General features: G+C 62.7%; 17 protein-coding genes. 13 read left to right on the forward strand and 4 right to left on the reverse strand.

Annotated elements, in window-relative coordinates; translation table 11 throughout:
* Position 1 precedes the first annotated feature (1 nt).
* The 10 genes from J3E64_RS04920 (at position 2) to J3E64_RS04965 (ending at position 12989) form a co-directional block, all read left to right on the forward strand.
* Positions 2–817, forward strand: a complete 816-nt coding sequence (locus tag J3E64_RS04920; RefSeq protein WP_253340452.1) for a transglutaminase family protein — start codon at positions 2–4, stop codon at positions 815–817.
* 97 nt (positions 818–914) lie between these two features.
* Entirely contained in the window at positions 915–2828 is a 1914-nt protein-coding gene (locus J3E64_RS04925) for a M3 family metallopeptidase (RefSeq protein WP_253340454.1), read from the forward strand.
* 278 nt (positions 2829–3106) lie between these two features.
* Complete coding sequence (locus tag J3E64_RS04930; protein WP_253340464.1) at positions 3107–3559, forward strand: PA2169 family four-helix-bundle protein; 453 nt, start codon at positions 3107–3109, stop codon at positions 3557–3559.
* Positions 3560–3808: 249 nt separating this feature from the next.
* Positions 3809–4543 carry an alpha/beta fold hydrolase gene (locus J3E64_RS04935; protein ID WP_253340466.1) on the forward strand — a complete coding sequence of 245 codons (735 nt, stop codon included), beginning with the start codon at positions 3809–3811 and terminating at the stop codon, positions 4541–4543.
* Positions 4536–5657 (forward strand): PAS domain-containing sensor histidine kinase, encoded by a 1122-nt coding sequence (locus tag J3E64_RS04940; protein WP_301287130.1) that lies wholly within the window; start codon positions 4536–4538, stop codon positions 5655–5657. Before J3E64_RS04935 ends, J3E64_RS04940 begins: the two co-directional genes overlap by 8 nt.
* Before the next feature lie 91 nt (positions 5658–5748).
* A complete protein-coding gene (locus tag J3E64_RS04945) occupies positions 5749–6123 on the forward strand; it encodes a response regulator (RefSeq protein ID WP_253340470.1) in 375 nt (124 codons plus the stop codon).
* 752 nt (positions 6124–6875) lie between these two features.
* The gene (locus J3E64_RS04950) at positions 6876–8771 is read left to right on the forward strand and encodes a hypothetical protein (RefSeq protein WP_253340472.1); all 1896 of its coding nucleotides are present in this window, start codon (positions 6876–6878) and stop codon (positions 8769–8771) included.
* A gap of 64 nt (positions 8772–8835) precedes the next feature.
* The gene (locus J3E64_RS04955; RefSeq protein WP_253340474.1) at positions 8836–11001 is read left to right on the forward strand and encodes a hypothetical protein; all 2166 of its coding nucleotides are present in this window, start codon (positions 8836–8838) and stop codon (positions 10999–11001) included.
* A gap of 121 nt (positions 11002–11122) precedes the next feature.
* A complete protein-coding gene (locus J3E64_RS04960) occupies positions 11123–12472 on the forward strand; it encodes a glycoside hydrolase family 1 protein (RefSeq protein ID WP_253340476.1) in 1350 nt (449 codons plus the stop codon).
* 229 nt (positions 12473–12701) lie between these two features.
* Entirely contained in the window at positions 12702–12989 is a 288-nt protein-coding gene (locus tag J3E64_RS04965; protein WP_253340478.1) for a Dabb family protein, read from the forward strand.
* Here J3E64_RS04965 and J3E64_RS20775 read toward each other — a convergent pair whose 3' ends face one another.
* The 3 genes from J3E64_RS20775 to J3E64_RS04975 form a co-directional block, all read right to left on the reverse strand.
* Positions 12990–13388, reverse strand: a complete 399-nt coding sequence (locus J3E64_RS20775) for a DUF6538 domain-containing protein (protein ID WP_367398602.1) — start codon at positions 13386–13388, stop codon at positions 12990–12992.
* 71 nt (positions 13389–13459) lie between these two features.
* Positions 13460–13882: a hypothetical protein gene (locus J3E64_RS04970; RefSeq protein WP_253340480.1), complete on the reverse strand. Its 423-nt coding sequence runs from the start codon at positions 13880–13882 to the stop codon at positions 13460–13462.
* Positions 13869–14264 carry a DNA/RNA non-specific endonuclease gene (locus J3E64_RS04975; protein WP_367398603.1) on the reverse strand — a complete coding sequence of 132 codons (396 nt, stop codon included), beginning with the start codon at positions 14262–14264 and terminating at the stop codon, positions 13869–13871. Before J3E64_RS04975 ends, J3E64_RS04970 begins: the two co-directional genes overlap by 14 nt.
* A gap of 840 nt (positions 14265–15104) precedes the next feature.
* Here J3E64_RS04975 and J3E64_RS04980 point away from each other — a divergent pair.
* Positions 15105–15725: an AbiEi antitoxin N-terminal domain-containing protein gene (locus tag J3E64_RS04980; RefSeq protein WP_253340484.1), complete on the forward strand. Its 621-nt coding sequence runs from the start codon at positions 15105–15107 to the stop codon at positions 15723–15725.
* Complete coding sequence (locus tag J3E64_RS04985; protein ID WP_253340486.1) at positions 15718–16587, forward strand: nucleotidyl transferase AbiEii/AbiGii toxin family protein; 870 nt, start codon at positions 15718–15720, stop codon at positions 16585–16587. The genes J3E64_RS04980 and J3E64_RS04985 overlap by 8 nt, the downstream gene beginning before the upstream one ends.
* Before the next feature lie 147 nt (positions 16588–16734).
* Here the strand turns inward: J3E64_RS04985 and rtcR are convergent, their stop codons facing one another.
* Entirely contained in the window at positions 16735–18261 is a 1527-nt protein-coding gene (gene rtcR, locus J3E64_RS04990) for an RNA repair transcriptional activator RtcR (RefSeq protein ID WP_301287132.1), read from the reverse strand.
* 279 nt (positions 18262–18540) lie between these two features.
* On the opposite strand from rtcR, the gene J3E64_RS04995 reads away from it, so the two are divergent.
* Positions 18541–19767: an RtcB family protein gene (locus J3E64_RS04995; protein WP_253340488.1), complete on the forward strand. Its 1227-nt coding sequence runs from the start codon at positions 18541–18543 to the stop codon at positions 19765–19767.
* Positions 19768–19780: the final 13 nt, after the last annotated feature.

Here is a 19780-nt window from a genome sequence, read left to right on the forward strand (position 1 = left end):
CATGCTGATTCGATGCGGATATGACATCAGCTTCCAGGCCGAAACCCAAACCGCGATGATGGCGATGCTGAGCCTGCATCCCTCGCGCCATCAGGATCTGCGGACGGCGCAGAGGCTGACGATCAGCCCCGACATCCCGCTCTATCATTATGAAGACGGTTTCGGGAACGTGGCCACGCGCCTCACCGTTCCGCCAGGTGGCGTCACATTGTCCTGCGACTTCGTGATCGAGGACAGCGGTGAGCCGGACCGCCGCGCGCCGACGGGGGCGCAGACGCCGGTAGAAGACCTGCCGGACGACGTGATGATCTTCCTGCTCGGCAGCCGCTATTGCGAGACCGACCGGTTGATGGACGTGGCCTGGGCCAATTTTGCCCATTATGGGACGGCCAGCGAGCGCGTCGATGCGATCGTCGATTTCGTCCACAATCATATCGAGTTTGGCTATCATCATGCCCGGCCCGACAAGACCGCCTGGAACGGCTATCAGGAACGGCAGGGCGTCTGCCGCGATTTTGCCCACCTTGCCATAACGCTGTGTCGGTGCATGAACATTCCGGCCCGGTACTGCACCGGTTATCTGGGCGATATCGGCATTCCGCCGGTGGACGCGCCGATGGATTTCAGCGCCTGGTTCGACGTCTACATCGATGGCCAATGGTATACGCATGATGCCCGCCACAACCATCCCCGGATCGGCCGCATCCTGATGGCGCGCGGTCGTGACGCCACCGACGTCGCCTTGACCACGGCCTTCGGACCAGCGACGTTGACGGGGTTCGAGGTCCATTGTGACGAGGTGCCATCGATTGACTGATCTCCCCGTCCTTTTGCGACCATGGGACGGCCCGCTCGGCGCGCCGCCCTTCGCGCAGGTGCGGCCCGAAGATTTTCCGTCGGCTTTTGATACGGCCATGGCACGGCATCGTGCCGAGATCGCGGCCATCGCCGACCAGTCCGCCGCGCCCGACTTCGACAACACGATCGCTGCGCTGGAACGATCGGGCGAGGCGCTGGCGCGGGTGCGTCGGCTGTTCTGGATCCTGTCCTCTACGCAGGCGACGCCCGACATGCGTGCAATTGAGGGCGACATTTCGGCGCGGCTGAGCGCGCATTCCACCAGGATCGGCCATGATGACAGGCTCGCCGCGCGGATCGCAGCGGTTCATGCGGGGCGGCATGACGCCGGCCTGAATGACGCGCAGGTCCGGTTGGTCGAAACGACCCATGCCGGTTTCCTTCGCGGCGGGTCGACTTTGGAACCGGCGCAAAAGGCGCGTTTCGCGGAGATCGACGCGCGCCTTGCCGCGCTCGCCGTACAGTTCGGGCACAATGTGATGGCCGCGACCGGCGCCTGGATACTGGACCTTGGCCCGGACGATCTCGCTGGTCTGCCGCCCGCGCTGCGCGCGGCGGCCGCCGGGCGCGCCACGGCGAGCGGTGCGCAGGGCCGCTATCACGTCACGCTCGACCGCACGGACTATGAGAGTTTCCTGACCTTCTCGGCGCGGCGCGACCTTCGCGAGCGATTGTGGCGCGCTTTCACCGATCGCTGCGACGGTGACGTTCACGATAACTGGCCGATCATTGGCGAAACGCTGGCTCTGCGGCGCGAGCGCGCCACCCTGCTCGGCTATGGCGATCACGCGCATTATGCTCTGGAAGACAGCATGGCGAAGACGCCCGATGCAGCCCATGCGCTGCTGATGCAGCTCTGGGAGCCGGGCAAGCGCCGCGCTGCCGAGGAAGCGGTGGAACTCCAGGCGCTGGTCGACCGGGAAGGCGGCGGCTTTGCGCTCGCCCCCTGGGACTGGCGCTATTATGCGGAAAAGGTGCGTCAGTCACGCTATGCGCTGGACGGGGCGGCGGTGGCGCAGCATCTGCGTCTGGGCGCCGTTCGGCAGGCGGCGTTCGACACGGCCGCCAGGCTCTATGGCCTGCGCTTCATCCGCCGCGCCGACATCGCCGGATATCATCCCGACGTCTCGGCATGGGAGGTGAAAAACGAAGAGGATGCGCCGGTGGGGCTGCTCTTCACCGACTATCTGGCCCGCCCGGAAAAGCATGGCGGCGCCTGGATGGGCAGCCTGCGCGTGCAGGAGAACATGGACGGCGACGTGCGCCCGATCGTTTATCTGGTAGCCAATTTTGCCGCCGCGCCGCCGCCCGACACCGCCGCTACCCGCCTGTCGATCGACGAGGCGCGCACGCTCTTCCACGAATTTGGCCATGCGTTGCACGGCTTGCTGTCCCGCGTCACCTATCCCAGCCAGTCGGGCACCGCCGTCGCGCGCGACTTCGTCGAGTTCCCCAGCAAATTCATGGAGAACTGGATCGTCAGCCGGGAAGTATTGTCGGGATTTGGCGTACCCGATGCGCTGATCGCGGCGATCCATGAAGCGGATGCCTATGGCCAGGGATTCGCGACGGTGGAACTGATAAGCTGCGCCCTGGTCGATCTCGCAATCCACCGCGTGCCGGAAGCCGCCGCCGATCCCCGCGCCGTCATCGATGCAGAACTGGGCAGGCTCGGCATGCCACGGGAAATCGGCCTGCGGCACTGCTTTCCCTGCTTCACGCATATTTTCGATGGCGGCTATGCCAGCGCCTATTACAGCTATGCCTGGTCGGAGGCGCTGGACGCCGATGCCTTTGAAGCCTTCCTGGAATCCGGCGACATATTCGACGCTGCTCTGGCGCGTCGCTTCCAGCGGGAAATCCTCGAACCAGGCGACAGCCGCGACCCTATGGCCTCCTTTCAGGCCTTTCGCGGACGCGATCCTGATCCAGAAGCGCTGATGAGAGCGCGACATCTTTTGCCAGGCTGATTTGAGGCGCACCTGCTGTCTTGGTGTCTCTCGTGTTTCTTCCGCCGCCGAAACTTCGGCTGTCGCCATTGCCGGCCGTATAGATTGTCGTGGGGCCGGCTCCGACGAAGGAGATGGTGGGGTCCATGCCTGCATGATGTTCGGCGATGGTGTTCGGTTGCCGGCACATCTACGCAAATCATACTGATCCAAGTCAATGTCGAGGGACTTTTCCTGGTCGCCGTCGTTGAGGGGGTGTCGGCTTTGCCCCAACGCCGTGCTTAAAGACAGGAATTATCATGCCCGAGAACAGCCACGACATTTCCACCCTCAACGGCCTCATCGCCACCACCCTCGACAGCGTGAAAGGCTATAATGAAGCCGCCAAGGAGAGCGAGACCGGCCGTTACGGCGCGCTCTTCACTGCGCGCGCAAGCGAGCGCCAGCAAGTCGCGACCCGGCTGCAACAGGAGGTCGCGACGCTGGGCGGCAAGCCCGAAGACGACGGCACCGTCGCGGCGGGCGCGCATCGTCTTTTCATCAACCTAAAAGCGGCAGTTACCGGCCATGACGACAAGGCGATCGTCAACGAGGTCGAGGCCGGAGAAGATCATATCAAGGCCAAGTTCGAGGATGCGCTGGCGGATCGGGAACTGACCCCCGCTGTGCGCTCACTGATCGAAACTGCCTACGCGTCCGTCAAGGAAGGCCATGACGAAATGCGCGACCTGAAGCATGCGCTGCGTGATTGAAGCGGGTGGCGGGGGAAACCCCGCCTCCTTGCGGAGGGAGGCACCTATGGTTCGATGACGCTGGCTGTGATAGCCGTGCCTCTCGCGCGTGCCCCTGGTTGCGCGTTTTGATGATCCTGGGTGTACGCGTATCCATATGATCGAGTTTATTTCCCTGTTGCCGGGTCGTTCGTTTTGAACGCTTGGGACCGATCCGCGTCTGTCGCCGGACGACTTAACGCTCGTTCGGCGGGCACAGGATCGCGCGCCATGCTGTTCGCGCATGGCTTCGGCTGCGACCAGAATATGTGGCGTTATGTGGCGCCGGCGTTCGAACAGGATTTCCGGACGATACTCTTCGACTATGTGGGCGCCGGCGGATCCGACCTCACGGCCTATGACCCGGAAAAATACGCGACGCTGGAGGGATATGCCGCCGATGTCGTCGCGCTGGCGACTGAGTTGGGTGTTTCCGATGGCGTGTTCGTCGGCCATTCCGTCAGTGCGATGATCGGACTGATCGCCGCGCGAAGCGCACCGTGGCTTTTCTCGACATTGGTGCTGGTGGGGCCTTCGCCCCGCTATATCGACGATGGTGACTATGTCGGCGGGTTCAGCGAGGAACAGATCGCGGAACTGCTCGACTTCCTGGATACCAACCATCTGGGCTGGTCGCAGGCCATGGCGCCGGTGATCATGGGCAATCCCGATCGGCCCGAACTGGGCGAGGAACTGGCTGCCAGCTTCTGCCGGGCCGATCCTGAAATCGCGAAACGCTTCGCGCGCACGACCTTCATGGCGGACAACCGCGCCGACCTGGGCGCTATCGACGCGCGCGTCCTCATTCTCCAGTGCCGAGACGATGTCATCGCCCCGGAAAGCGTCGGCGCGTTCGTTCAGCGTTCGATACCAGGCAGCGAACTCGTGCTGCTCGACGCGACGGGTCATTGCCCGAATCTGAGCGCGCCGGCCGAGACCATTGCTGCGATCAAAGCCTTTGTCTGAGCCAGGGGCAAAGGCGTTCCCCGACGCCGGGATCGATTTCAGGCAACTATTCGACGCCGCACCTTGCGGATATGTGCTGGCCGAACGAGACGGGCGCATCATTCGCGCCAACGGGACTTTTGCGGCGTGGATAGGTCGACCGGCAGAACAGCTTGTCGGCCAAAGATTCTCCGACCTGCTGCCGATCGCGGGCAAGATTTTCTATGAGACCCATTTCGCGCCCACCCTGCATATGCTGGGCAGCTTCAGCGAAGTGGCGTTCGATCTGGTCGATGCCTCTGGAGAGCGGTTGCCCGTCCTCGTCAACGCAACGGGCGGTCTCCACGATGGTGAGCATGTCCAGATCCTGCTGGCGATCTTTCGCGCAACGCAGCGTCGGCACTATGAGCAGGGCTTGCTGGACGCGCGCGACAAGGCCGAGGCGACGGTCGTGAGCGAACGGGCTACTTCCGAACTGCGCGAACAGTTTATCGCCGTTCTGGGCCACGACCTGCGCAACCCGATCGCATCGATCGCAAGCGGCATCCACATGCTGGCCAAGGAGACGCTCAGTCAGCGCGGTAGCCGGGTGGTTGAACTGATGGGGGGCAGCGTGCTGCGCGCGACGGCGCTCATCGACAATGTGCTCGATTTTGCCAGGGGGCGGCTCGGCGGCGGCATCACTCTGGATCGGGATGCCGAAGAACCACTCGAACCGGTCCTTCGCCAGGTGGTGGCCGAACTCCGCTCCATCTCGCCCAAACAGACGATCGAGACGCGTTTCGACCTGAACGAGCCGGTCGATTGCGACCGGATGCGCATCGGGCAATTGCTCTCGAACCTGCTGGGCAACGCACTGACCCATGGCGCAAAGGATCAGCCGGTCGCCGTGGAGGCGTCAACTGCCGGTGACGAACTCGTGATTGCCGTGTCCAACGCGGGCCAACCGATCCCGGCGGAAGCGTTGGAGAAACTGTTCCAGCCATTTTTCCGTGGCGATGAGCGGTTGAAGCAAGGTCTTGGGCTGGGCCTGCACATCGCATCCGAAATCGCACGCGCCCACAACGGCACCCTTGTCGCGCGGTCTGACGCAGTGGCGACGACTTTTATCTTCACCATGCCTCTGGCTATTTGAGGTATGACGTTATCAGATCGCGAATTATCTGAACCTCTGTCGATCTGAGACATTCACGATATTGGGCATTCTCCCGGAAGGAACTCCAGACGTGGCAGAACGCCAGGCAATGCCCACCATCCTTGTGGTGGAAGATGACGCGCTGGTCCGGATGTACGGAATGGTCGTATTGGAAGAGGCCGGTTTCACGGTGCTGGAGGCTGCGGATGCGGACGAAGCGCTCCTGATCCTGGATGGCTTGATCGCTGTCGATCTGCTGTTTTCGGATATCGATATGCCAGGCAGCATGAACGGACTCGACCTGGCGTGCGTGGTGCACGAACGCTGGCCCCGGGTGCGCCTGGTGCTGACCTCGGGTCATCACCGGCTTCCCGAGGGGCAGTTGCCGGCTCAAGGCAAGTTCCTACCCAAGCCCTGGGCGCAGGATGTGCTGGTCCGGCAAGTGCGGGAGCTGCTTCACGCGTGATTGCGTGAGCGACAGCAGCCATGAGGTGCCCAGGAATATGGCGGCTGTCCTCCTGTTCGATATTGCGTGGCGCCACCCTTCTTGGATGGAAGCCAGCAAAGCACTCTGCATTGCCACTCAATATGCCACGCCCAGCTTCGACCTGCTGTAGATTTGCGAGCCAGTAAGAACAAATTGCCGCCTTTGCTCTTCGCATCATACCCCAAGCGACAACAGTAGATTGCACACCGGCCCGCGCGCCTAGTATCGAACTCTCATCGACATTTCGCTTGATGGCACAAAAAAACCAAGAGTGGTCGGCGGGGCTTGCAATCGAACGGGTTCGTGTAATATCTCTTCGGGCTTGAGGAGGCGGGGGGTAAGTTGCTGACCTCACCCCCACGCAGCACGGGCGCGTTTGGCCCGGATGCGTGAATTCGCACGGTTCAAGCGCCTATAATAATAAAGCCTTAGGGGAGCGAATGATGCAGTCCCGCGAAACTTTATCGTCGACACCCGTTCGGCCTGACGGCCAAGCGCGTGCAGCGGTGACGCCAGAGGCTCCTCCATCAAACCGGGCTGCAGCTTGGCGCAGGGCTAAGACGTGGTGCTACGTCAACCTCGCCGATGGGGCCGTCGCAGATTCGGCATGGTGGACCGACCAATGGAGCAGATCCTCGGTCCAAGGTGTCGTCCTCCCCGCGGGTGACGGGATCGAAGGGCTTCGCCGGCTGACGAGGCTGGCTCAAGCGGCGCGGGCCGCGGGCCTGGCGGTGCTGGCCAGCGTGACGGTCAAGCCGCTGACGCGCGAAGACGTCGCCGCGAACCCGGCCTGGGTCGCACGGGATGACAAGGGCGAGCCAATCGCGGTCGATACCGGGTACGCCGCTTGCGTGAACGGCGGGTTCTTCGAAGCCGCAATGGCCGACAGGGTTATACAGGCGGTGACGCAAGCGCCTGTGGACGGTGTGCTTGGCGTCGGCTGGAGTGGTCTGGGCTGGGACAAGGTCTGCTATTGCGCCGCCTGCCAGAGCGGTTTCCGCGCGGCTGCCAGCGCCGATCTGCCCCTCGCCAAGGATCGGGACGCCGCAATCTTCGACCAGTGGGTCGCCTGGAACCGGGCGCGCCGCACCGAGATGTGGCGGGCCAACGACAGGGCGGCGAGCCGGGCGAACGGCTCCGCGCGGTGGATCGGTCTGATCCCGACGGTGCGAACCGAGCAGATCGCGCGCTTCCAGGATGTGGCAGCGCTGGCTGCCGAGGCGCCGATGCTGTTCGTCGAGAACGCGAACACCCCGCGCGTCGGGCGATTTGGCGAGCTGGTGGACGACGGCCTCTATCTGGCGGACCTGGCGCGCGGGAAGCCGATCATACTCCTGACTCCCACCTATCACCGAGGTGTTCGGACATTCGCAGCGGCCAGCGCCGCGCCCGGCGAGGTCCGCCTGGCAATTCTGGCCGGCCTGACGGGTGGCCTTGCCCCCGCTATCGAGCTGCCGGCGAACCTGACCTCGGACGTTCGCACGCTGTCCGTCGCGACGCCTGTGATGAACTGGGCGGCTCGGAACGGTGAGCGCTGGGGCGGGCCGCCGGCCCCGGCGAGAATCGCGCTGGTCTGGTCGCCGACGTCAGCGATGCTCTACGGCCGCGAACGGGGCCAAAGGCTCTCTGAAGCCCCCTTTCGCGGCATGGCCAAGGCGCTGCGCGACGCCAACTTGCCCCACGAGGTGTGGGACGAGAGTCGCCTCAGCGCAGGTCTGGGGGGCATCGACGTTCTGATCCTGCCTGAGGTGGCGGTGATGAGTGACGCGCAAACCAAAGCCGTGCGCGAGTTCGTGGGCAGCGGGGGCGTTCTGATCGCGACCGGCGTCACCAGCCTCTACGACGTGACCGGGCGCGCCCGCGGCGACTATGCGCTGCAAGACGTGTTCGGCGTCAATATCCAGGGCGCGCCGCCCGCGCGGCAGGCGTCGCCCGCCAGGCACGACTATGTCCGGCTGAAGCCGGAATATGCGGCGCGGACGCCCGGCCCTCACAAAGCCGGCGAGCGCGCCGAGCCGGGAGCGCGCCACCCGATACTGAGGGGCTTCGACGCCACGGACCTGCTGCCGTTCGGCGGCATCCTATGGCCGCAGGCGGTGGCGGCCGACCGCACGGTGCTGATGACCTATGTGCCGCCATTTCCGAGCACACCGATCGATGAGGTCTACCCCAGGGTAGAGCGAACGGATGTACCCGGCTTGGTGGTCGGTACGTTCGGCCGGGGCCGGGTCGCGTACATGCCCGCAGACTTCGACCGGCGGTACGGGATCGACCCCATCACGGACCACCGCATTCTCCTGGAGAACCTCCTGGCCTGGGCCACCGGTCCAGCGGTCCCGCTGCGCGTGGTCGGGCCAGCGAAATTGGTCACCAGGCTCGAGCAACGCGGCGATGGTCTCGTTCTTCACCTCGTCAACCTTACCGGGGCAGATAATCAGGCGGGCGCGGTGCGACAAACGACGCCGGTCGGGCCACTGCAGGTGAGTGTCGTACTGCCGCCCGGCACAAACCCCGCGTCCGCGACGCTGCTGGTGGCCGGTCGGCGAGCGCCCATGCGCATGGAGGGGGGCCGGGCCGTGTTCGAGCTGGATCACCTGGCCGAGCACGAACTGGTGGTGCTGGCGTGACACTGATGACCGTCGAGCGCGAGCCCGTCCTCCTTCCTGCCGCTGTTATGCTGGAGCGCCGCACATGACATTGTCTCGCCGAGAATTCATCGCCACCACGGGCGCGGTCGCTCTGAGCGCGACGACGGCCCGGGCGCACACGCAGGCGGGCAAGGAGCTCTGGTTCAACAAGGTCACCCGGTGGGGGCAGACCAACACGAGCGCGATGGACGTCCGCAATTACGACGTCGACTTCTGGCGCCGCCAGTGGCAACGCACCGGAATCCAGGCAATTCTCCCCAACGGCGTTGCGGGCTTCGCGACATTCCCGAGCCGCAATCCGCTGCTTGAGACCAGCGAGTTCGCGCCCGATCGCGACCTGCTGGGAGAATTGACCAAGGCGGCGCGAGCCGACGGTCTCTACGTGGTTTCGCGAATGGATTCCGGCGTCCTCAACCCGAAGATCCGCGCCGCCTATCCGCAGTGGCTGACGCGCGATGCCAAGGGCCGACCCGGCCAGACCATGTGCATCAACAGCCCTTTCCGGGAGACCCATGTCTACGCGGTGTATCAGGAAGTAATCGAGCGTTACGGGGTCGACGCCTTCACCGACAACGCCGGGGTCTCGGGCGGCCCGCTCTGCTATTGCGACTTCTGCAAGACACGCTGGGCGCGCGAGGTCGGCGGCGCGATGCCGACCGGCCTCAGCCTGGATGATCCGATCTATCGCCGCTGGCGTCGCTGGAACACCGCCGTCACGATGGAGAACTGGGAAGCGACCAATGCATTCACCAAAAAGCTTGGTGGGCCGGGCTGCGCCTATCTCGGCCTCGTTCGAAAGTTCTCGACCCTCAATCGTGAGATCGCGACCCGCGCCGATCTGCTGATGATGGACTGCCAGTCGCGCAACGACGCGGCCAGCTTTCATGAGCACGCGGACGAGGGCCGATACATGCGCTCCATCCTCGGCTGGGACAAGCCGGTGGCGGTCGCTTCGTCGATGACTCACCATAGCCATGGCTACTTCCGGCTTACCGCCGATCCGGCGTTCGAAACGCGCATGTACATGCAGGCCGGGTTCGCCGGCGGCTTCAACTTGTGGTGGCACCATCCGACCGCCTATTCGGAGGACCGTCGCTCGTTCGAGATCGCCGCGCCAACCTTCGCCTGGCAGCGCCGTCATGAGGCGTTACTTACCCGCGCAGTGCCCGTAGCGACGGCGGGGGTCGTGCGCTCGGACGACAACGCGGTCTTCTTCGGCCATGACGCGCCGGTCCTCTATCAACCGGGATATATCAGCCGGGTGACGCAGGTGCCCTATCGCGGGATGGTCAAGGCGCTGTTCGAGAGCCGGATCCCTTACTATCCGCTGCACATCGCCGACCTGGCGCGACACGCCAAGGATCTGCCCGTCCTGGTGTTCCCGAACATCGGCGGGATGACGGACACCGAGTGCGCCGCGGTCCGCGAGTACGTCCGCGCGGGCGGCTCGATCCTCGTCACCGGCATGACCAGCCTCTACGACGGCGACGGGGAACCGCGTCCCGACTTCGGACTGGCCGATGTCCTCGGCGTCAACATTGCGGCGGCCGCGCCAAAGCGCACTTTCTTCGCCGAGGCCATGGAGGACAGCTATTTCGCTCTTCCACCGGGCAACGGCGGCACCATGCGCCATCCGGCTCTGGCTGGCCTCGATGAGACCCAGGTCATTCCGTACGGCGGCAGCGCCATTGCGCTGCGGGTGGCGCCGGACCGGCAGGTCCTGGCCACTTTCGCCATGGCCAAGAGCGATGGCACCCCGACTGGCGACAGCGAGCGTCCCTGCCTCATCGTCGGGACCTTCGGCCGCGGGCGTGTAGCCTTCATGCCAAATGACCTGGACCACAGATATCTGGATGATCCGCATCCGGACCAGGCGCTGCTGATCGGCAATCTGTTGCGTTGGTGCGCTGGCGAGGGACCTTTGCCGGTCGAACTCGACGGGCCGGGCTATGTGGGCGCCTACTTGTACCGGAAGAACGGCGCGTCCCTGGTTCACCTGCTGAACGGGTCCGGCATCGACAATGGCGAACAGATCGCCGAGCGCGGCTATCCCGTGGGGCCCCTGAAGGTGAGGGTCAAAGCGCCGGGACGGGGAACGTCCGTGAAGCTGGCGACCAGCGGAGCGGTGCTTCGCGGCACGCGCTCCGGGGACATAGTGGAGTTCACCCTGCCTCGTCTCGGGGAATACGAACTCGCAGTTGTGGAATGAGACGCCGCCGTTGCGCGGCGCGATGGCGCGCGCGGGAAAGTAACCGTCGTTGCCATCAGGCCAACCGCTTACGGTGGCGTGTCTGGGTTTGCGCATAAGAATGATTTGAAGGAGACCGACAATGGAGCGCTATAACATAATAACCCGACGATCCCTGTTGACCGCGGCAGCCGCTGTCGCGGCGTCCGGGCTGGCCGAAGGCGTGACTGCGGCTGCGCCGGCGAGCGGCAATCGCAAAGCGACGTATCCGGCGGGCTTCATGTGGGGTGCTGCGACATCCGGCTATCAGATCGAGGGTAATGCGGTCGGGGCTGATCTGTGGGTGCTCGAGAACGTGAAGCCGACGATATTCTCCGAGCGTTCAGGGGACGCCTGCGATTCCTATCATCGCTACGATGAGGACATCGCGCTCCTGAAATCGTTCGGACTTGATACGTATCGCTTCTCGCTGGAGTGGGCCCGGATCGAGCCGGAGGCCGGCGCGTTCTCGATCGCTGAGCTCGACCATTATAAACGCGTGATCGACGCTTGCCGCCGGAACGGCGTAAAGCCCGCCGTCACCTTCAACCATTGGTCCTGCCCGCGCTGGTTCGCGGCCGCCGGAGGCTGGAGCAACGCCGAATCGCCCCAGCTGTTCGCGCGCTTCTGCGCTCGGGCGGCGAAGCATCTTGCCGCCGGAATGGAAATCGCGATGACGCTCAACGAGCCCAACGGGCTCCAGGTCGTCGACTGGATGCCGGGCATGGATGCGATGATGGGCCAGATCAAGCCGATCGCCGAGCAAATGACTGCGGCTGCGGCGAAGGCCACCGGTTCCGATCGTTTCGTCACATCGATGGGGGGCGGTTCGCGCGAGGTGCGCCCGAATTTGATAGCAGCGCATGAGGCCGCTTACGGCGCGATCAAGGCCGAACGGAGTGACCTTCCTGTCGGGGTCACCCTTTCCATGGTCGATTTCCAGGGGAAGGGCCCGAACAGTCGGGTCGAGGAAGCGCTCAGCGACGTCTATGGACCCTGGCTGGAGGCGATCCGGAGGGCTGGCGATTTCACGGGCGTGCAGAACTACGGTCGTACGCTTATCGATGCCAAAGGACCGGTACCGGCGCCCCCGGAATTCGAGAGGAACGGAGGCGGCGACGAATTCTATCCGGCGGGACTGGGAAACATGGTGCGCTACGCGCATGAGAAGACCGGCAAGCCAGTCTGCGTGACCGAGAACGGCATCAACACGAAGGACGACGGGCAGCGCATCCGCTATATCGACGGCGCGTTGGCCGGATTGCAGAGCGCCATCGGGGACGGCGTGCCCGTCCTCGGTTATCTCCACTGGTCGCTGCTCGACAATTTCGAATGGATGTCCGGCTATGGGCCCACCTACGGCCTGGTCGCCGTCGATCGAGCGACCTTCAAGCGAACCCCTAAACCGAGCGCCTATCATCTAGGTGCCATAGCGCGGGCCCAACGAGCATGAGCGCTTGCGGCGCTCCTGCCGAGATGTTCAGGGCACTGCGGCGCGTGAGGACCATGCCATCACATCCATGGGCCCTGGCCTGCGGGGAACCACGTGCCGCAGACGTCGCGAGAGCTACCGATCCTGCAGCAGGCCGGGCTATGGATCTTGCCTCAACTCGCCTCTCCCACGTCTTAACCTATCCGAAGTTCGTCGTCTTCGCTCTGCCTGAAAGGAGGAACTGACCTTCATGTTCATTCATATGTTCGCCTTTCGTTGGAAGCCTGAAGCGTCGCAGGCGCAGAAGGATCGCGCCCTGGCCGACATTCAGGCTTTCCAGGGGCAGATCGCCGGGCTGATCGAAACCGCATTGGGGATGAATCAATCCCCGCGCGGCGGCGGCTATGCACTGGGCGGCGTTATGAAGTTCACTGATCAGGCAGCGTTCGAAGCCTATAATGACGCGCCGGAACATCAGGCGCTACTGAGCTGGCTGGTGCCGCTGATCGAAGCCATCGAGATCGATTTCACCGTCTGATCATTTGCTTGTCATCGAAAAGGCGGCCGGCGAACGTTGGACGTCAGCTTCTTGCAAGAGCTCGCGTTCGACATATCGCATGCGAACGACTGGAAAGTCCCAGTCCCGCCACCCATCGATGATGTTCGATCTCCGCCTCGACCCGAGCCATTGCGCTCGGCAACCGGCTTGAGGCGATTTGAGGCTGTCCGTCCAAAGCGACCGCCAAATTTCGGTGCGACCGATCAGGGCGCGAGCATCATGCGGAACGCGGCGGCGGCAGTAGAATTGAGTGCCCCGGACACATAGCCCGACAGGCCGATTGTGTAGCAGTTGTGTGGGGCAGGCGCTCTCTGGGGACCGTCTCTTCGACGATCCCCCAGCATTTTCAATGCCATGAGAACAAATGGTGCCCCACAGGCAACGAAGATGGGCACTTAGATCATTGGATAATTTGCGTCAGGCGCTGAAGGGCCAATCAAGATTGTGACCTATACGCCATATTCCGCAACATCGTCTTCGGAAGGCCAGGGTGGGTATATGATTGGCTTCTCGCCAAAGTGCTGCCGAACTGAACGCGCGCGACGCTCCACCACATCCTCGTTCGGATCGATTGCGTCAGGATAGATGTACGCGACTTCAAACCTGCCGTCGCGGACCAGATACTCCAGTTCCATCCACCGATTCTTGCCCTCCTGCAATTCCCATAGATCGAGAAGCGCGTAGGGCAATCTCTCGTTGACCGGCCACCGATAAAGAACCTGATTGCCGAGTTCCTTGAAGATTGATTCGCCAATCATATTGTGATCGAGCTGAGCATATAGCAGTGTGGGCTCGGACGGATATTCGCGATCCTCCGCCAGTAATCTTCCGATCTCGTTCAGCAATTCCTCGGGATCATCAGTTGCCACCATTTCTCTCCGATCGCTCGTTAGGAAATTTCACACTTTTGGCGTTTCCATCGACTGTCCACCACACGTCGATCACCGTTGGTCGAGCAGAGGCTCCGTCAAACCGTGGGACGATTTTGACCGTGACAGCCCTCCCGGCACGCTTGTCTCTCGCCCACTCATCCTCAAGTACTCGATAGCCGCCCCGATTGAAGTTTGCATCCTGCGCAAAATGGTTGAATGACTCAGTCGGGCCATTAAAGCGCGACGCGATGTAGTGACCGCCATCGTCACTTGCCCGGCGTTCGATTCCCCCCGCTTGCCGTTGCGAGACTCGAGAGCGGATAGGCACATTTGCAACCGTCAGCGCGCCAGAAACGCGCCGCGTTCTCTCTCGCGAATCGATCTAGTATGTATAACCGTTGCGGATGACCGCACGAAACGGCGGCTCCGAGGCTACGGCAGGTCGCGCGGAACTACTACCACTCGACTGACTGGCAGGGGCGGTCGCCGCTGTGGCTCTTTTTTTTTGAGTGGCGGAAATGGGTTTCGACCGGGATCTTTTCCACGTGCCTGTTGCCCCGCCACCGCCAAAGCTCCCGCCTCCACCGTGGTATCGTCCTGTCCCGGCGAATGTGAAACGCCCATCTTCTGGATCATGCCAGGGATTGAATTTGCACTCGATCCCATCGCCCTTTGAACGGGAAGGCAGCCTTCCTGTACGCAACCATATCGGAAAGGCGCGACGCCATTCCTCTTCTGATACTTCGATCATGCCCCGTCACCTCTGAAATGAGGTGAGAACATTTCATAAACATTATCCAACAAGTCAAGCCGGTAAGCAGCACTTCCCGCGCTATTGATTGAATATGTGTAGGTCCTGCAGACGATTCCGAAGGTGCTGATCAACACCACCGATTCTTAAGCAGTCATTTATGGGGTCTGTCGAAACCCAGCTTTTGCGCGGATTTCAGAAAATGGTGCCAGAAGAGCTTTCGGCCGGGCGACCTAAGCGATTGATTTCGAAGTCAAATCATAGACTTACGAACTCGCCGAGAGCATTAATAGCACGATCTGGATTCGTGGAAAAGGCTGGACGTCATCGGACGCGATGGTTCGAGTCCTGATTGCGCCGGTTTAGGAGGTTCAAAGCTGAGCGGGCAGTGCGTCGCGATGCCCTCGCTGCAACCGGATGACATGTGACGAAACCTCTGATAAAGATGCGATCCATCAGAGGATTCGTCACATGGCCTCGAGGCCCATCTCGCAACGGACAAAGCTTCGCAGTCTATTTACCGCCCATACAATGAGGCGCGCGGGAGAGCTGCGTGCCGCCGGCATCGGCCCGCAAACGATAGCGCGGGCCGTCGAGGAAGGTGAACTCGAGCGCATCTCGCGTGGCCTGTATCAACGGCGCGGCTCAGAGATTGAAGAGCACCAAATACTGGCTGAAGCTGCGATCCGGGTCCCCAAGGGCGTCATTGCCCTGACCTCGGCGCTGGCCTTTCACGGCCTGACTGATCAAATGCCGAGACGGATATGGATGGCGATCGGCGCGAGCGATTGGTCGCCAGTGCAATCCTATCCGCCACTGCGGATCGTGCGCTTCACCGACCCCTATCTTCGCCAGGGCGTCGAGCATCATACGATCGCCGGCGTAAACGTACCTATCTATTCGATCCCCAAAACCCTCGCCGATGCGTTCCGCAATCCCAAGCTGGTCGATCGCTCGGTCGCAGTCGAGGGCCTGCGTGCAGCAATCGAGCAACGCAAGGCGACGCCGAGCGCAATCGCCGAAGGAGCCAAGGCTGGCGGTGCATGGAAGACTATGCGCCCTTATCTCGAGGCCCTCACCGCCAATGGCTAGATCGCCCGCCAACCTCGCCAAGTCGGTCAAGGATCGCCTGCTCAATATTTCGCGAAGAGAAGGCCGCGCTTTCGACGTTCTGCTGGTCCGCTTCGCGCTCGAGCGCCTCCTCTATCGGCTGTCGGTCTCGGAATATCGCGAGCGATTCGTGCTCAAGGGCGGAATGCTGGTCACGGCGTGGATCGACGACGACAATCGAGTCACGCGAGATGCTGACTTCCTGGGCTATGGCGACGCCAATCCCGACAAGCTGGTCGCCGACTTCCGGGCAATCATGCAAATTGAAGGAGACGACGGCCTTGTGTTCGACGCCGATGCGTTGGTTGCCAGAGCGATCCGCGAGGAAATGGAATACGGCGGCGTCAGACTCAAGACGGCGGCCTATCTCGAGCGCACGCGAATACCCGTGACGATCGACATCGGCTTCGGCGATGCGCTGGCGGATGCCGCTCAACAACTCGACTACCCGACGCTGCTCGATCTCCCTGTCCCGCACATTAGATCCTACCCGCCGGCGACGGTCATTGCCGAGAAGTTCCAGGCGATGGTTGCGCTCGGTGTGCTCAATGGCCGGATGAAGGACTATTATGACCTATGGGCCATCCCCAGGAATCTGGAGATCGCCTCCGAGGATCTGGATGTGGCCATCCGCGCGACTTTCGAGCGGCGCGGAACACCTATCCCTACCGAACGGCCGCCCGGGCTTTCAGCCGAGATGATGGAGGACGAAACGAAGCAGCTTCAATGGCGTGCTTATGCCGCTTCGATCGAACTCGAAGGCCTTGGCCTGAATTCCATCATTGATGCGGTGTGGAATCTTGTAGGGCCGTCGTGCAAACGGCTGACGGCAAAGACTGGCTGATCAACCTTCGCAGCCGACTTGATCCTACCGCCATGAAGCCGAGGCGCCCATTTTGACGACGGAAAGCCTTCTATAGATCAAATCATGGGATATTTTGATCGATAAGTAGCCGGGTTATCGATCACGCGCCAAGGCATGGATGCCTCGTCAGCCTACCTTTACCGCTCCCCAGTCCAGTCCAAAGCGCGCGAGATATTTTCGCAGACGATCGGCATCGTTGGAACTGCTGCGTCGGGCGCGTGATGCATTAAACAGGGTTCGCCCCGCCTCTGACAACGAGCGGCTTGCGCGGCAGACCCGAAGCGCCTCGGCAAGCTGAACGCGATCGAACAAGTCCATCTCGACAATCGCCTGCTCGTCGAGCACATCCGTGAGGATGCCGGCACCATTGTCCACCTGGCCCGACCAGAGTCGGCGGAGGCGCCCAATTTCCGCTTCCACGCAATCGAGATCGATCCGGCCCTTGGGGCTCAGCGTCGCCATGCGTGTGATGCTGGCAGCCAGGTCGCGAAAATTGCCGGGCCATGTCGCTTCGGACCCGTTCGCGAACGCGAGGTAGCGCTGTCGGGCCTCCTTGTTGAAACTGGCCCGATCCCCTTCGCGCTCGGCAAACCGGTCGAGTTCATAGTCGAGATTGGGTTCGATATCCTCGCGCCGGTCGGCCAGGCCCGGCAAGCGGAACGTCCAAAGATTGAGACGCGCATAAAGATCGTCGCGAAACGCACCCGCCGCGACAGCCTCGCCCAAATCGGTGTTGGTGCCTGCGATCAGCTGGAAGTCACTCGACACTTCCTTATCGGCGCCGACCGGCAGGAAGCGCTTGTCCTCGATCGCCCGCAGGATCATCGCCTGCTCATCGAGTCCGAGTTCACCGATCTCGTCCAGGAACAACATCCCTTTGTCGGCCGCGCGCAGCAGACCCGGGCGATCGGCGACCGCGCCAGTGAACGCCCCTTTGCGATGCCCGAATAGTGCCGACATCGCACTGTCGCCCTTCAGCGTCGCGCAGTTCACCTCGACGAACGGTCCTGCAATCTGATGCTTGAGCTTCTTCAGCTCGAAGATACGGCGCGCGAGCAAGCTCTTTCCGGCACCGGTCGGCCCCATCAGCAGGATTGGAGCCTTTGAGCGCAAGGCAACCTGTTCGATCTCGTCGATCATACGATTGAAGGCGGCGTTGCGCGTGTCGATGCCGGATTTCAGGAACGACGTGCTTTCCGCGCTAGCGACGGCGAAGCGGGTCGCGATGCTGTCGTAGCGCGAGAGGTCGAGGTCGATCGTGTTCCAGACGCCCGCGGGATTTAGCGTGCCGCGCTCGGGCTGCGTCTGAAGCAGTCTCCCGGGCAGGTAACGTGCCTCGGTCAGCAGGAAGAGGCAGATCTGCGCGACGTGCGTGCCGGTCGTGATGTGGACCAGATAGTCCTCCGCCTCGGGATCGAGCGGTTCCGCGCGGGCGAAGTCCAGCAGTTTCCCATAGACTTCCTCGAAATCCCACGGGTCGCGGAAGTCGAGCAGGCGCATCTCGACGTGCGTCTCTGGCGAGACCGAGGCGATGCCTGACGGACTACATCGACTTCTAATCGCCAGGTCGCGGGTTCGAGCCCCGCCGGGTCTTCCATGGACCCGTAGCTCAGTTGGTAGAGCGGGAACGTTCGTCAAACACCTGGTCGCCATGGACCAATTCACAGCTGGCGAATGCCGGCGGGACTACATCGGGAAAGGCTGAAAGGCCGAGCGGTTCGAATCCGCCCCGGAGCAATCCGGGATGTCCCGCCTACCCTCGTCGCCAGCACCAGACTCAACGTCGGCGAATGCCGGTGGGACTACAGGTCAGAGCGCCTGCCGCAAGGCAGGAGGTCGGCGGTCCAACTCCGCCTCCGGTTCGCCGGATAGCTCAGGGAAATGTCTCGCCACGTTTCGTCGCCGGCACCATGATGAAGCAAGGAGGTCACGATGACCGAAGCAATGTTCGACTACCAGCATGTCGAGGGCGGCGTGCCGATCAAGATGTGGACGCGTGGCGTGTCGGTCGAGGACGGCGCGCGGGCTCAGCTCATGCGGGCGGCGCAGATGCCGTTCGTGTTCAAGCACGTGGCCGCGATGCCAGACGTCCATGTCGGCATCGGCGCGACCGTGGGTTCGGTGATCCCGACCAAGGGCGCGGTCATTCCGGCAGCGGTGGGCGTCGACATCGGCTGCGGCATGATGGCGGCACGTACCTCGCTTGTTGCGAGCGACCTCCCGGATAACCTGGAAGCCATCCGCTCGGCGATCGAACAGGCTGTGCCGCATGGTCGGTCGGTCGGTCGCGGTCAGCGCGATCACGGTTCGTGGGGCAGCCCGCCGCCGGCGATCGTCGAGGCGTGGGCGACCCTCGTCCAGCGCTTCGAACGGCTCACCGACAAGCATCCGCGGCTCAAGAACACGAACAACCTCGTGCACCTGGGCACGCTCGGCACCGGCAACCACTTCATCGAGCTCTGCCTCGATGAGGAACAGCGGGTGTGGGTGATGCTGCACTCGGGCTCGCGCGGTGTGGGCAATGCGATCGGCACGTTCTTCATCGAACTGGCCAAGCAGGACATGCGCAAGTGGTACATCAATCTGCCCGACGAGGACCTCGCCTACTTCCCGGAAGGGACCGATCATTTCGACGACTATGTCGAAGCTGTCGGCTGGGCGCAGGACTTTGCGGCGCTCAACCGGCGCATAATGATGACAAATGTCATCGCCGCGCTCCGGGGCCAGATTGCCAAGCCGTTCGACGCGGAAATGGAGGCGGTGAACTGCCACCATAACTACGTCCAGCGGGAGAACCATTTCGGGCAGAATGTCCTGGTCACCCGCAAGGGCGCCGTGCGCGCCGCCAAGGGTGTGATGGGCATTATCCCGGGTTCGATGGGCGCCAAGTCGTTCATCGTGCGCGGGCTGGGTAACCCGGAATCGTTCGATAGTTGCTCGCATGGTGCCGGTCGGGTGATGAGCCGGACTGCCGCCAAGAAGCTGGTGACGCTCGACGAGCATATTGCCGACACTGCCGGCGTCGAATGCCGCAAGGACGAAGGCGTGATCGATGAGACGCCGAAGGCCTACAAGCCGATCGAGGCCGTAATGGCCGCGCAGTCGGACCTGGTCGAGATCGTCCACACGTTGAAGCAGGTGGTGTGCGTCAAGGGCTAGCGCTCGTGGCGCG

It is taken from the genome of Sphingobium sp. OAS761, assembly GCF_024168485.1.
Classification (GTDB): Bacteria; Pseudomonadota; Alphaproteobacteria; order Sphingomonadales; family Sphingomonadaceae; genus Sphingobium.

Excerpts from the sequence above, each read along its gene's own strand:
- J3E64_RS04995 (WP_253340488.1), top strand. The coding sequence starts at position 18,541 with ATGACCGAAGCAATGTTCGACTACCAGCATGTCGAGGGCGGCGTGCCG.
- J3E64_RS04925 (WP_253340454.1), top strand. The coding sequence starts at position 915 with ATGGCACGGCATCGTGCCGAGATCGCGGCCATCGCCGACCAGTCCGCC.
- rtcR (WP_301287132.1), bottom strand. The coding sequence starts at position 18,261 with ATGGCGACCAGGTGTTTGACGAACGTTCCCGCTCTACCAACTGAGCTA.
- J3E64_RS04965 (WP_253340478.1), top strand. The coding sequence starts at position 12,702 with ATGTTCATTCATATGTTCGCCTTTCGTTGGAAGCCTGAAGCGTCGCAG.
- J3E64_RS04985 (WP_253340486.1), top strand. The coding sequence starts at position 15,718 with ATGGCTAGATCGCCCGCCAACCTCGCCAAGTCGGTCAAGGATCGCCTG.
- J3E64_RS04920 (WP_253340452.1), top strand. The coding sequence starts at position 2 with ATGCTGATTCGATGCGGATATGACATCAGCTTCCAGGCCGAAACCCAA.
- J3E64_RS04980 (WP_253340484.1), top strand. The coding sequence starts at position 15,105 with ATGGCCTCGAGGCCCATCTCGCAACGGACAAAGCTTCGCAGTCTATTT.
- J3E64_RS04960 (WP_253340476.1), top strand. The coding sequence starts at position 11,123 with ATGGAGCGCTATAACATAATAACCCGACGATCCCTGTTGACCGCGGCA.
- J3E64_RS04935 (WP_253340466.1), top strand. The coding sequence starts at position 3,809 with ATGCTGTTCGCGCATGGCTTCGGCTGCGACCAGAATATGTGGCGTTAT.
- J3E64_RS04955 (WP_253340474.1), top strand. The coding sequence starts at position 8,836 with ATGACATTGTCTCGCCGAGAATTCATCGCCACCACGGGCGCGGTCGCT.
- J3E64_RS04930 (WP_253340464.1), top strand. The coding sequence starts at position 3,107 with ATGCCCGAGAACAGCCACGACATTTCCACCCTCAACGGCCTCATCGCC.
- J3E64_RS04970 (WP_253340480.1), bottom strand. The coding sequence starts at position 13,882 with ATGGTGGCAACTGATGATCCCGAGGAATTGCTGAACGAGATCGGAAGA.